The organism is Iodobacter fluviatilis (assembly GCF_900451195.1).
In the GTDB taxonomy this organism is placed as follows: domain Bacteria; phylum Pseudomonadota; class Gammaproteobacteria; order Burkholderiales; family Chitinibacteraceae; genus Iodobacter; species Iodobacter fluviatilis.
Genome location: NZ_UGHR01000001.1, coordinates 2,703,058 through 2,716,501, shown reverse-complemented (window position 1 = coordinate 2,716,501; position 13,444 = coordinate 2,703,058). Strand labels below are relative to the sequence as shown.

General features: G+C 50.2%; 11 protein-coding genes. 5 read left to right on the top strand and 6 right to left on the bottom strand.

Annotated features, from left to right (window positions below; all coding sequences use genetic code 11):
* Window positions 1–128: 128 nt before the first annotated feature.
* The 6 genes from DYD62_RS12560 to DYD62_RS12535 all read right to left on the bottom strand — a co-directional run bounded on the left by DYD62_RS12560 (window position 129) and on the right by DYD62_RS12535 (window position 6,759).
* Window positions 129–752: a PEP-CTERM sorting domain-containing protein gene (locus tag DYD62_RS12560; protein ID WP_165928633.1), complete on the bottom strand. Its 624-nt coding sequence runs from the start codon at window positions 750–752 to the stop codon at window positions 129–131.
* 495 nt (window positions 753–1,247) lie between these two features.
* Entirely contained in the window at window positions 1,248–2,630 is a 1,383-nt protein-coding gene (gene glpT / locus DYD62_RS12555; RefSeq protein ID WP_115227649.1) for a glycerol-3-phosphate transporter, read from the bottom strand.
* A gap of 118 nt (window positions 2,631–2,748) precedes the next feature.
* Window positions 2,749–3,453 (bottom strand): MIP/aquaporin family protein, encoded by a 705-nt coding sequence (locus DYD62_RS12550; RefSeq protein ID WP_115227648.1) that lies wholly within the window; start codon window positions 3,451–3,453, stop codon window positions 2,749–2,751.
* A gap of 180 nt (window positions 3,454–3,633) precedes the next feature.
* Window positions 3,634–5,139, bottom strand: coding sequence for a glycerol kinase GlpK (gene glpK, locus DYD62_RS12545; RefSeq protein WP_115227647.1), 1,506 nt, complete (start codon window positions 5,137–5,139; stop codon window positions 3,634–3,636).
* Between the two features lie 177 nt (window positions 5,140–5,316).
* The gene (locus DYD62_RS23445; RefSeq protein ID WP_132038632.1) at window positions 5,317–5,718 is read right to left on the bottom strand and encodes a hypothetical protein; all 402 of its coding nucleotides are present in this window, start codon (window positions 5,716–5,718) and stop codon (window positions 5,317–5,319) included.
* Between the two features lie 270 nt (window positions 5,719–5,988).
* The gene (locus DYD62_RS12535) at window positions 5,989–6,759 is read right to left on the bottom strand and encodes a DeoR/GlpR family DNA-binding transcription regulator (protein ID WP_099399036.1); all 771 of its coding nucleotides are present in this window, start codon (window positions 6,757–6,759) and stop codon (window positions 5,989–5,991) included.
* A 215-nt stretch (window positions 6,760–6,974) separates the two neighbouring features.
* Between DYD62_RS12535 and glpD the strand changes: the two genes are divergently transcribed.
* The 5 genes from glpD (at window position 6,975) to DYD62_RS12515 (ending at window position 13,274) form a co-directional block, all read left to right on the top strand.
* Window positions 6,975–8,486, top strand: coding sequence for a glycerol-3-phosphate dehydrogenase (gene glpD, locus DYD62_RS12530; RefSeq protein WP_207916411.1), 1,512 nt, complete (start codon window positions 6,975–6,977; stop codon window positions 8,484–8,486).
* 9 nt (window positions 8,487–8,495) lie between these two features.
* On the top strand, window positions 8,496–9,302 hold the full coding sequence (gene tpiA, locus DYD62_RS12525; RefSeq protein ID WP_207916414.1) for a triose-phosphate isomerase: 807 nt from the start codon (window positions 8,496–8,498) through the stop codon (window positions 9,300–9,302).
* A gap of 191 nt (window positions 9,303–9,493) precedes the next feature.
* Window positions 9,494–9,652 carry a hypothetical protein gene (locus tag DYD62_RS23640; RefSeq protein ID WP_165928634.1) on the top strand — a complete coding sequence of 53 codons (159 nt, stop codon included), beginning with the start codon at window positions 9,494–9,496 and terminating at the stop codon, window positions 9,650–9,652.
* A gap of 12 nt (window positions 9,653–9,664) precedes the next feature.
* Complete coding sequence (locus DYD62_RS12520; protein ID WP_207916417.1) at window positions 9,665–11,773, top strand: DUF8225 domain-containing protein; 2,109 nt, start codon at window positions 9,665–9,667, stop codon at window positions 11,771–11,773.
* A 25-nt stretch (window positions 11,774–11,798) separates the two neighbouring features.
* Window positions 11,799–13,274: a hypothetical protein gene (locus DYD62_RS12515; protein WP_115227643.1), complete on the top strand. Its 1,476-nt coding sequence runs from the start codon at window positions 11,799–11,801 to the stop codon at window positions 13,272–13,274.
* The last annotated feature ends 170 nt before the right edge of the window (window positions 13,275–13,444 follow it).

The window sequence follows — 13,444 nt, the reverse complement described above, 5'->3', positions numbered from 1 at the left end:
GATGTTCAGATTGTAGACTGCAGGGGGATGGGCGATTAGTAGCAGTTCTTACAAATAAATGATGCCTAACTGTTTTAGGCTATAAAAAAGGCCGGACATTGCCGGCCTTGTGTTTAATCAATCCGCATTTATTGAGTTTTGCGGCGGCGTGCAGCCAGTAATCCAATGAGACCCATGCCCATTAATGCGTAGGTTTCAGGCTCTGGAATGGGGGCAGTGGCGGTAGCAAGAGATAAATTATCCAGACTGTATTGCTCCCCGTTTACGAATGCGGTGCCCTGTGTGCCGGCCATTAGTTTAAGTGATGTGAAGGCTGTATCAGAAACCAGGCCAAAAAAGCCGCCGGTGGCGTATTTGTTGATTTCCTTGGGGACCAGAAAATGGCTGAAAGTGTCGCCGCTGAGTACCAACTTGATGCCCATGCCTGGCTCATTGAGGGAGAGGTCAAAATCGCCACCAATTCCAAGCAGTTTGGATGTGTAATTGATGCTGGTGCTGTGTTTTTCGGTTAGCCGGTCGACTAATTTTCCACCTGTAACCGTGTAGCTATGGGAAAAATCGCTAGGGTCTGTAGAGCTTGCTTTGATTGACAGGCCTTTTATAAACGTGCCATCAGCAAAATCTTCACCAGCAATAATATTTTTAAGGGCTTTTGTCCATTCTGCTTTATCAGTAAATACTTTCACGCTGATTGCCTGCGCCGGAGCAGAAATAATCAGTGAGCTTAAAAGAACGGCAATGTAAGATTTCATTGCAATAACCTGTATCTGTAATTGAATCATTAAATTATATTCGATTTTTTAATTTTTTCTTGATGAAACTTAATTGGGTTTAATGATAAGAATTGTCTGATTGAGTGCGTGTAGTTGTTTTAATGTATTGTTTTTATTCCTTACTGATTAAGTGGAAATACCATGATTTTTTGGGGGTGAAATAGTTTAATTGTAAGTATCAACTGCTGTTTTTCTGTACTTTAAATAAAAAAAATAAATATACGGTTCGGCATTTGGATAAAAATACAACAGCACTCATTGCTGATTTTTGTGGTTTTATACGATAGCGCTGTGACCTGCTCCATGGTAATGAGAGACAAGGCGTTGCTTTATGGACTCACTAGGTCGGATTTTCCGCATCTTCTGTTATGGCTAATGCTGAAAATGAAGGGTTTTTTTCAATAGGAGGGAGGGTAAATACTAAATAAAAAAATGCCGCCCAAATTTGAGCGGCATTGCGTGTTTATTTAAGATTTAAGCTGCGGCTTTGGCCAGTGTGGGGCTCAGCATTTTTTCCTCGCGCTTGGTTTTATTGGCTGGCGTGTCATGAAACATCGTCAGTGCCAGTAAAATCATTGCGGCGATGCATGAGCCGATCAGCAGCATAAAGCCGCCATCCCAGCCAAAATGATCCACGGTATAACCCACCACCGCGCTGGCGGCAACCGAGCCGCCAAGGTAACCAAAGAGGCCGGTGAAGCCTGCCGCTGTCCCTGCGGCTTTTTTAGGTGCCAGCTCCAGTGCATGCAGGCCAATCAGCATCACAGGGCCATAAATAAAGAAGCCAATGGCAATCAGTGAAAGCATGTCCACGGTAGGATTGCCTGCCGGGTTCAGCCAGTAAACGATGGTTGCGATGGTAACAAGGCCCATAAAGAACAAGCCCGTTGCGCCGCGGTTGCCTTTAAACACTTTATCTGACATCCAGCCGCACAGCAGGGTGCCCGGAATACCCGCCCATTCAAACAGAAAGTAAGCCCATGATGATTTATCAACCGTAAAGTGCTTCACTTCTTTTAAATAAGTGGGAGCCCAATCCAGTACGCCATAACGCAGCAAATAAACAAATACATTGGCAAAGGCAATACACCAGAGCAGCTTATTGGGCAAAATGTATTTTTTAAAGATTTCTTTGGCGCTCAGCTCTACTTCATGCGCTTCGTTGTAATCTTTCGGGTAGTCGTTTTTATATTCTTCTACTGCGGGCAGGCCGCAGGATTGAGGGGTGTCGCGCATCACCACAAAGGCCAGTACTGCAATGGCAATGGCAGCCGCAGCAGGCACATAGAAGGCCGAGCGCCAATCATTAAACCAGCCCATACCTAAGATAAACAGCGGGCCTATCATGCCGCCGCCCACATTGTGCGCGCAGTTCCATACCGAAACCACCGAGCCACGTTCTTTCTGGCTCCACCAGTGCACCATGGTGCGACCGCATGGCGGCCAGCCCATACCCTGTACCCAGCCGTTTAAAAACAGCAGCACAAACATAATGGTGACACTGGATGTAGCCCAAGGCACAAAGCCCATAAACAGGAAAATAGCGGCAGACAGGAGCAGCCCAAGGCTTAAAAACACCCTTGGATTAGAGCGATCTGATACCGCGCCCATTAAAAATTTAGATACTCCGTAAGCAATCGCCACGCCCGACATGGCAAAGCCTAAATCGCCACGGGAATAGCCCTGCTCAACCAAATAGGGCATGGCAAGAGAGAAGTTTTTGCGGACTAAATAGTAGCCCGCGTAGCCAAGAAAAATACCTAGGAAAATTTGCCAGCGTAAACGCTTATAAGTGCTGTCAACTTTTTGCTCGTCCATTCGTGCGAGATGGCTGGCAGGTTGTAAAAATTTAAACATGAAAAATCCCTGTGTGCAGGCATCGGAACAGGATGCCTGCATTGGAAACAAGCTTCAGGAAAATGCGAGCAGACAACAAGCCCGCGGATAAAACCGCATTTTTCCTGGCGGGTAAGGTTTAATGAATGCCGTGGGCAAGGGCTGCTAGTGCGGCACCAATAATCGAGCCTGCAACAGGAATCCAGGCGTAGCCCCAGTCGCTGTTGCGCTTGCCCGAAATCGGCAGAATGGCGTGCATCAGGCGCGGGCCCAGGTCACGGGCAGGGTTCATGGCGTAGCCTGTTGTACCGCCTAAAGAAACACCAATCCCCAGTACCAGAAGCGCTACCGGCAGGGCATCAATTGCACCCAGCGACATTTTGGGTGAAACCATGCTTAAAATCGCAAATACCAAAACAAAGGTGGCAACGATTTCTGAAACCAGATTGCCAGCTACATGGCGAATCGCCGGGCCGGTACAAAATACGGCGAGCTTGGTGTCGCCACATTCGGTACTTTCAAAGTGTTTGTGATAAATCAGCCACATCACAAAAGCGCCCGCCATACCGCCTAGCATTTGCGCCACGATATAACCGCCCACATTGCTCCAAGCAAATTTACCTGCCACAGCCAAAGCAATGGTTACGGCCAGGTTGAGGTGGGCGCCACTAATGGCTGCCACGCTAAATACACCCACAAATACGGCCATGGCCCAGCCAAAGGCAATCACAATTAGGCCGCTGTTCTGGCCCTTGGTTTTATTGAGTAATACATTGGCGACAACGCCATTACCTAAAAGTACCAGTAAAGCGGTGCCAATAAACTCTGCAAATAATGGAGTCATTTTGAAGTCCAGTTTGAAGCGGGCAGAGGCCCGGATGATGAGGGTGTTGTTTGTTTTTGTACTTCAGGATTTTGATCGAAATAAATCCCGAATTAAGCCTGCTGGTAAAGCGTGCCCGAAGCTGCGCTGAGCGACGAATAAGTGTCGCCTGCAGTGTTTCGGGAACGCTCAGCCGTCCTCTTAATCCGCTTCGTGATTGGCCCAGGTTTTGGTGGCTTCTACTGCGCGGTGCCAGCCTTTCAGCAGCTTGCCCGAGCCTTCTGCGCTCATCTGGCTGCTAAAACGCTTATCCAGCTGCCACTGGCTTTGTACATCGTCAATGCTTTTCCAGTAACCCACGGCAAGGCCGGCTAGGTAAGCCGCGCCCAGTGCTGTGGTTTCGGTGATTTTGGGGCGGATGACATCGGTGCCTAGGATGTCGGCCTGAAATTGCATCAGCAGTGGGTTCACACTTGCGCCGCCATCCACTCGCAGCTCAGGAATACTGATGCCCGCATCGGCTTCCATCGCTTTTAATACATCGGCAGTTTGGTAGGCGATGCTATCGAGCGCAGCGCGGGCGATATGCGCTGATTTTGTGCCCAGCGTTGCGCCAAAGAGCGAGCCGCGAGCGTCTTGATTCCAGTGTGGTGCGCCAAGACCAGCAAAGGCAGGGACCAGATACACGCCATCGCTGTCTTTTACTTGGCCTGCTAATTCATTGACTTCGGAAGACTTGCTGATCATGCCTAAGCCATCACGCAGCCATTGCACCACCGCGCCGCCAATAAAAATACTGCCTTCTAGCGCGTATTCAACACGATCGCCAATTTGCCAGGCGATGGTGGTCAGCAGATTGTTCTTAGAGATGATGGGGGTAACACCGGTATTCATCATCATAAAGCAGCCCGTGCCGTAGGTGTTCTTCACCATGCCGGGGCGGGTACATTGCTGGCCAAACAGCGCGGCCTGCTGATCACCGGCAATACCTGATAAAGGCACACGGCTGCCCAGCATCGATTCATGGGTGTAGCCATAAATTTCGCTGGATGAGCGCACTTCCGGCAAGATGCTGGCTGGAATATCCATCAGCTCTAGCAGGTCTTTATCCCAAGTCAGTGTTTGGATATTAAACAGCATGGTGCGGGACGCATTCGATACATCGGTCACATGCACTTCACCGTGGGTGTAGTTCCAGATCAGCCAGCTGTCTATCGTACCAAACGCCAGCTTGCCCGTATTAGCCAGCTCACGAGCGCCTTCTACATTATCTAATATCCACTTGATTTTGCTGCCGGAGAAATAAGCATCAACGGGCAGGCCAGTCTTGCTGCGGATCGATGTCTCAAGTCCCTGGGCTTTGATTTCATCGCAATACTGTGCGGTACGGCGGTCTTGCCAGACGATGGCGTTATACACCGGCAGGCCGGTTTCACGATTCCACACCACGGTGGTTTCGCGCTGGTTGGTGATGCCGATGCCAGCGATTTGGGTGCTGTCAATGTTGGCGCGGGTAATGGCTTCGTGCGCTACGGTAGATTGCCCAACCCAAATTTCTAGTGCGTCGTGTTCTACCCAGCCTGGCTGAGGATAAATCTGTTTGAATTCTTTTTGCGCCATCGAAATGATGTCGCCTGCCTGATTAAACAAAATTGCGCGTGAGCTGGTTGTGCCCTGGTCAAGCGCCAAAATGTATTTGTTTTCCACTTCTATCCCCTTTGCTTTAGCTGGCAAGCGATGTGTTATTGAGTGTGTTTTTTATGGTTGAATTGTCGGCCTCACAGGCTGCATGAGGCAAGCAATTGAGAGCAGAAAAGGCTTGTTGTTTGTGTAATGTTCTTTTCTGATCGTTTCTGATTTTAATCGTTGCAAACTTGTTTTATATCAGGGGATACCGCAACTTGTAATCGAAAAAAATTGACTACAAAAGCGAAAAGGTGAGGTTTTACGCGGTGTGCAGCGGGGTAAATGTTTTTTTAGATTTGTTGCAATTTTATGCGAAATGAGAAAAAAATAGTTCGGCTCAAGGAAAATTTTCTGTTTTTTTGTACGGGCGACTTCTCGTTTTTGATTGAAAGGTGTGTTTTTCTTTGCATAAGGGGAGTTGGAGATCAAAAGTTCTTGTTTCAAAGTTGGCGCTTGTTGAGGGGGCGCCCTTAGTGCGCTAAGCAAAGTCAAAAAAATCTTTTTAGTGCCTTCGGCACGTTGATTTTGGTGCGGGCGACCCGCTGGACCTTCCTTTCTTGTGTGGCCAAGAAAGGAAGCGAAGCCACAACCCCAAAACACGAAGGACCCTGCTGCGGTCCAATCGAGTCGGCGGCGGGCGGGATTGGCTTGATCCTCGTTCCTCGATCCCAAGCGATCCCCCGCCCGGCTTGTTCGGAGCTTGCGTGTTTCAAGGGGTGATTTAAGCCCCGTATCGAGAGCGTAGTTTCCTTCTTTTGTCTTTGTTTGCTACTAAGTACAAACTGCTTAGCGCAATTGGGCTGAAGCCCGTGAGCACTGCTGAATAAATACGCGGGTTTCACCTGGCCTGCGAAACCCAGCATCAATCCCTTATTGAGGCGTTTCTGCAATATAGAGCTGGGTTTTTGATTCCTTAATCACCGCGTCCATGGCTGCATCTACCGGCTGGTCGGTAAAGAGGGCGGTGATTTGCGATAAATGGCCCTGGCGGGCGAGGGCGGGGCGGCCGAATTTGGAGTGGTCTGCCACTAAAAAAACATGTCTTGATTGTTTGATGATCGCTTCGGCAGTGCGTACTTCTCTGAAGTCAAAATCGCGCAACGTGCCATCGGCCTCAATGCTGGAAATGCCGATAATGCCGTAATCCACTTTAAACTGATTGATAAAGTCGATAGTGGCCTCGCCCGTAATGCCCCTGTCCCTACCGCGCACCATACCCCCCGCAATAATGACTTCGCATTCATGGTAAGTACACATGATGGCCGCGACATTCAGATTATTAGTAATCACATGCAGGCCGCGATGATGGCGCAGCGCTTTGGCCACTTCTTCGGTGGTGGTGCCAAGGTTAATAAACAAAGACGCATTATTGGGAATATGCGCTGCAACCAACTCGGCGATTCTTTGTTTTTCTTCGATCAGCAACACTTGCCTTGCTGCATAGGCCACGTTTTCTACACTGGATAAGGTGCTGACACCCCCGTGCAGCTTTTGCACCAGCTTGTTTTCAACCAACTGGTGAATATCACGGCGTATGGTTTGCTGCGTGACATCAAAGTGTTCTGCCAGCTTTTCAACGCTGACATAAGCCTCTCTTTGCACCCATTTTAAAAGTTCCTGCTGGCGTAGATTCAAAATCATGCTGCGTCTCGTTGGCTGAAAAGAGTTGTACAGAGTTTAACAAGCCATTGTGGACAATGCGATGGGGGAAGCTTACAAGATGCAAAAAAGGGTATAGGGGTTTTCCATAGCAAACATTTGCGAAAATATAATGTTAGTATTTTGTTGTTTTGTATTTGTTTATGTACAAATAGAATCAATAATGAATCATTGAATCGCATCTGGGGCAGAAAAGCGTGGAAGATAAAATTTACGATGTACTGGTCGTGGGCGGGGGCATTAACGGAGCAGGGATCGCGCGTGACGCGGCTGGCCGTGGCCTTTCTGTCTGCCTGTGTGAAAAAGACGATCTGGCGCAACACACCTCATCGGCCAGCTCCAAGCTGATTCACGGCGGCCTGCGTTATCTGGAATATTACGAATTTGGTCTGGTGCGCAAAGCGCTGCAAGAGCGCGAAGTGTTGCTGGATTTAGCCCCGCATATTATCTGGCCACTGCGTTTTGTGATGCCGCACGATCCTACTGGCCGTCCTAAGTGGCTGATCCGTACCGGTTTGTTTCTTTACGATCACTTGGCAAGTCGCAAAGTTTTACGCGGCACAGAATCAATCCGTTTTGACCGCCATGCATCAGGAAAATCGCTCAAGGCCGGTTACCGCCATGGTTTTGCTTACTCAGATGGCTGGGTACAGGATGCCCGTTTAGTCGTGTTGAATGTGATGGACGCGGCAGAGCGCGGTGCGCTGGTGCATACCCAAACCGCCTGCGTGGCGGCTAAGCGTGAAAATGGCGTTTGGCATTGCACCTTGCAGGGCGTAAATGGGGTGCAGCAGGTCAAAGCGCGCACGGTGGTGAATGCGGCCGGTGCCTGGGTGGAGTCGGTGCTTAAAAATGTGGTGGGTCAGAAATCAGCCCATGCACTGCGCCTAGTAAAAGGCAGCCATATTGTGGTGAAAAAACTGTTTGATCACCCCGATGCGTATATTTTTCAAAACCCGGATAAGCGCATTATTTTTGCGATTCCCTATGAAAAAGACTTCACGCTGATTGGCACCACCGATGTGGAATACCAGGCCGACCCGGCCAGAGTCAGCATCGATAAAGACGAAATCGCCTATCTTTGCCAGATGAGCAATCGCTATTTTGAGCAGCAAATCAGCCCAAGTGATGTGGTGGCGACGTTTTCAGGTGTTCGCCCGCTGCTGGATGATGCTTCCGGCAATGCGGCCAGCGTAACCCGTGATTACTCACTGGAGTTTGATGCCAGCGAAGGCTTGTTGTCCGTGTTTGGCGGCAAAATCACGACCTATCGCAAGCTGGCCGAGCAGGCTGTTGATTTGCTTGCGCCGCATCTGGGCAATCATAACGCAATTTGGAGTGCAACTAAACCCCTGCCTGGTGGCGATTTGCACGGTAGTTTTGAGCAATTTATGCAAAAGCTGGCAAAAGATTATGCATGGATGCCAGGCGATTTATTGCAGCGCTATGCGCGTACCTATGGATCAAGAACGGCTGTTTTGCTTAAAGGTGCACGATGTGTGGCCGATCTGGGCGAGGAAATCCTGCCTGCGCTTTACGCCGCCGAAGTGCGCTATTTAATGCAATTTGAATGGGCAAAAAGCGCTGAAGATATTTTGTGGCGCAGAACCAAGCTTCGCCTGCATTTGCCTGCCAATGCAGATGAAATCTTGAGTCAGTGGCTGGCAAAAACGGCGGTCCGTTCAACAGATACAGCGCTTGTTTTATAAAAGGACACCATGATGCAAATCACAATAGATAGCCCAGATGCAACCATCAGTTGCCCAGTTAATTTAGCTGCGCCACGCGCCAGAATGGTGGTCGCCAATTGGAAAATGTTTGGCAATCTGGCGCTGTGCCGTGAAAGCCTACCGCGTCTGGCTGCTGCAGCCATGGAGAGTGTCGAGCTGGTGGTTTGCCCGCCCGCGCCTTATCTGGGCGAAGTAGGGCGCTTGGCCAGCAGCTCTGGCGTGCACTATGGCGCGCAAGATGTGGCGGAAGTGACGCATGGTGCACGCACGGGCGAATGGTCGGCCGATATGCTGGCAGAGTTAGGTTGCCGCTACGCCATTGTTGGGCATTCCGAGCGGCGGGATCGCCACCGTGAATGTAATCAAACCGTGGCAGTAAAAGCGGCCATGTGTATTGCCGCCGGGGTGATCCCGATTGTGTGCGTGGGTGAAACCATGAGTGATCGGGAATCAGGGCAGACTGAGGTGGTACTGGCAGAGCAACTGAAGGCCATTTTGCAGCTGATGAAAAAAAATGCCATGTTTGTTCTTGCTTACGAACCCGTCTGGGCGATTGGTACCGGCCTTGCCGCTACGCCAGAAATGGCGCAGGACGTACATGCATTCTTACGCCGACAGCTGGCGCTGTTTTCATCCGCATGGGCCGAATCGGTCACTATTTTATACGGCGGTAGTGTCAAGGCCGACAACGCCGCATCGTTGTTTGCCATGCCTGATATTGACGGTGGATTAGTCGGCGGGGCCTCGTTGAATGTGAATGATTTGCTGAGTATTTATAAGGCTGCCCATATTTAAGCTGAATTTTTGCCCAATTAAAGCCCCGCCGTACATCGTACTGGCGGGGCTTTTTTGCATTCATTTTTTGTAAGATTAATTGTTAATCTCATTTTTATCCTTGCGTGTGCTGTTGATATGCTTACAAATTTATTTTTTTATTCTTTCTTATAATTAAATATTCCATGGCGTAATAAGGGGCTCAACCTATATTGGTTTCACTTGTCTGGCTGGGTATTGCCTTGGGCAGGATGGGCTGGGTGATGTTTAGTGCTGACGGTACGGTGAAGCAGTTTGGTTTGGGTGCGGAGCACCTTCATGCTCTCTCTTATCAGGCGAAAGAGAAAGGCATCCCTTGTTGGTCTGTTTAATTGGAGCAAAAGATGCAAAACACATGGGTCAAAACGAATAATGTCGCTCAGTATCAAGAAGCTAACTGGGCCAACTGGATTGGTACTAAAGCATGTGGCAGCGTGGAAGCCGCACAGGCTTATGCAGCGCAAAATGCTGAAATCAGCTTCTTTTTTTACTGCCGCCAGAATATGGTTCTGACCAACGGCCGCAGTTTCAGCCCTGGGGATGCTGCGTTCTTCTCCGGCCAGCCCTGGTATGGCAGCGCACCACAATGTGATTCTTATCAGAAAGTGGTGTTTAATACCCCCGCATTTATTAATGATTTCCCGGTTAATTCGGCACAAAACGATGCAGTTTGCCTGCAATGGAATACCAATATCAGTGGCTTTACCGCGCAGGCCATCATGGGCGACCCGTGGAATCTGCTCTATGCCAGCAATCAGACTTCTTACTTTGATACAAATTTCACTACTATTCCCAGCACCGCAACGGCGGCTTTAATTCACTGGACGGCTTTTCCTAATCGCCTGAGCCAATATCTGGGCAAGGGTGCTTACCCTGCCAATCCTTACAATTATTCTGCCAAGCAGCTGTTTGCGATAGCTGATCAATTTGGCACAACAGAAGTGCCAGTACCCGCTTTCCAAAATATCCCCACCCAGCTTTGCCCGCAGGCCACATGGAATAGCGAGCTGCATATGTACGGCCCCTATGGCCCGCGCGGCTGGCAGGATGAGTATTGCGAATGGAGCGTGGTGCGTGATCCGCAAAGCAATAAAATCACCCGCATTGATATGACCTGCGAAAACCCGGAATACTGGAACACATTGTGGATGATTGATCCGCAAAAAGTAGCCGATGTGTATTCATCCACCCTTAGTTTTGGCGCGCCAGCCTCGGCTCAGGTGGTTGTACCAGTCAGTGATTTGTATTTGCTTGATCCGGTAACAAAAGCCGTGGTGACAGATCCTTCAACAGGACGCCCAGCTTATAACCCGCTGAATAAATGGAATAGCGGCCCCGTGGCCGTGCGGGGAAGTGGCAGCAATTATGGCGGTGCGATGCACCTGACCAGTACCCCCAATACCCTGCAAACCGAAATGGCGCTGGCGGGTGGCGCGACAATTCAGCGTGCGTGTGGCAATAGCGTGCCGCAAACGCTGATTTGCTGCGCGCAATACGGGCAGGCTTATCGCAATAGCGATCCGCATATCGGGCAATCGGTGAATCAAGCCATTGGCGGGCAGCTTACTGGTTTTCCCTGCAAGGCGGCACTTGCTAATCCAACCGGTTTATATATTCAGGTGCCTGACTTAAGCGGCTTTACCTTACCAGCAGACCCAAAACTACCAGCGGGCGCATCGGCTCAGGATTGCTGGCAAATTGTGCGTGGCTCGGCTGAATTAACTGATCCGGTGACCGGCATGTTGTTCGGGGCGACAGCGGCATCGCCGCAAAATGGCGGTAATTTTGTACTGCATGCGGTGTTTCAATTGCCGCAATCCTGGGTGGATGCAGGCGTGTCGTTTACGATTGGCGATATCACTGATGCAGCGGGTGAGCCGATTCAGTGGGGCGGGCAGGTCACTCAGCAAATGTCGATTGGTCTGTGGGCGCGCCCGATTCAGGTTTCGGCAGCACCTGCCAATGAAGCCTGCGTTTTACCTCCTCCAACGGGCGTTACCCCGCCTGCAAACCCTGTGCCGCCAGATTACGCCCAGCCCTTACAGCTGTTTCACTCGGCTATTTGGAATGCTTACTTTAATACCGAAGTTAGCAATCCCATGAATACGCCAATTTCACTGGCCAGTAATTCCACCCTGATTGCACCGATTGTCCGGCTTGGGCAAAGCAATATCCCCATGGTGCTGACCTGCACCACCACGCAGCTTGGGCCACAGGGGCAGTTGCCAACGGTGGATTTTGGGCCGGATATCACGGTTGTGGTCAGCAATTTTAACGACAACGTCAATTACGCTGTGCCAGGTAATTCTTATCCATCTCAATGCGCTTCACTTAATTTAAAAGTCAGTGTGGGCGCAAATGCTGAGCTGGGTTTACGTGGCTTGACGCTGACTAATTATGGGGACGAGGTGCAAGCGCCAATGTCCGCGTTGCTGAATATTATTCCGGCGTGATCGTGATGGATTAAAGGGGCTTGCCATGCGTGTATTGAATCGTTTGCGGGTGTTTGCTTATCTTGGTGGTTCGGTGGGTTTTTTGCTGGCTTGCAGCCCGGTGCAGGCCGCTTGCCCAACGTGGGCTGGCGTGCCGGTGTTGCAGCCGGTTATTCCTTGCGATTCGCTGGGCACCAATCAAAACGCATTTAATAATCTGGCATGGCAGCAGTTTATTACCCTTAACTGGGCGGCTGACCCCAATGCACCGGGGCAGCCTGATACCAGCGTGCCTGCTTCCTCTTTCGGGGTGGCGGGCTCGCTCAACCCGGTGGTGTGGGAAAGTTATAAAGAATCATCTGAAGTGTTTCGCCCTAATGGCGCGCCTCCTTTGCCTTGGTCTAGTAAGCAGGCTATCCCTCTGGCGATGCGCGCTTTAATGAAAAGTAAAACCCTCAAAGCCACCTCGGCGCTGGGTATCAAGAGCCTTTATCACACGTCTAAATTTACGGGTACCTCGCCGGCGGCATTAAAAGACATTGCAGAGGCGGGCACGAATGGCGCGTGGCTCACCGCTCAGCCCAAAATGAATAACTATGTCACCCTGTTTGAAAAGCGGCTTAATCAGGATGAATACAACTATATCAATCAGAATCAGCTGTATATCGCCAGCAAGCAGCCCCCATTTGCCACCACACAGGGGCTGAATCTGCCCGATGGCCCAGGAACGTTTGTCTCTTATAGCTCGGTGGGGGCGATTGAAATCAAGGCGGCATGGATAGAGCTGGATGATCCCACGCTGTGGCCGATGTTTAAAACATCCAAAGCGTGGGTGAGTTATCCGATCACGGGTGGCGGCAGTACTCCGCCCAAGCAGGTGACGGTGGGGCTGGTGGCTTTGCATATTATTCGCAAAACACCCAATGCCCAGCAGTTTATGTGGAGCACCTTTGAGCATGTTTATAATGCGCCCAGCAAAAATGAGCTAAGCGCGCCACCTCTGCCTTGGTATACCTATTACAACCTGAGCTGTGATCCGGCGACTGATTACTACAAATGTGTGCAAAATAAAATGCCGGTGCTGGGGACAGACCCATACAACGCGCCGGTACAAGTGGTGCGTACTACGCCGATCAGCAATACCACCGCCAATAATATCGCCGCCCTGAATACCAACACCTGGGCCACAATTAAAGCGGCTAATCCTAATTCGGTATTTCTGAATTATCAGCTCGTGAATGTGCTGTGGCCCAATAGCAATACCCCCATCTACCCCGGTGCAACTTCGCCGTTGCCTGATGGCAATGCCCAGCCCCCCGTCGCCCAACAGCCAGTGGCGAATACGGTATTGGAAACCTACCACCAAGATATCAATTGTCTGAGTTGCCACACGGGGGCGACTGTAGCAGGGCAAAAGCAAACGCTTGCCAGCGATTATTCATTTTTATTCGGAGAAGCCAGTAATCCGACAACTCAATCTAAAAAGAGTAAAAGTAAACTGATGCGGGTGAAGTTGCCTTAAATCGCCAGTAGTTTGTCAGTGTGGATGATGGGGTACTCTTGAGGCGTGCTTAGCCTTCCCCTTTGCAAAAAGGGGGGGGCTGAGGGGTAATGCCGTTCACTTAAGCCGTTTTGCTTGAGTTCCCCCCTTTAATAAAGGGGGGGGCTAAGATCAAAACCACTTAAGTGAAC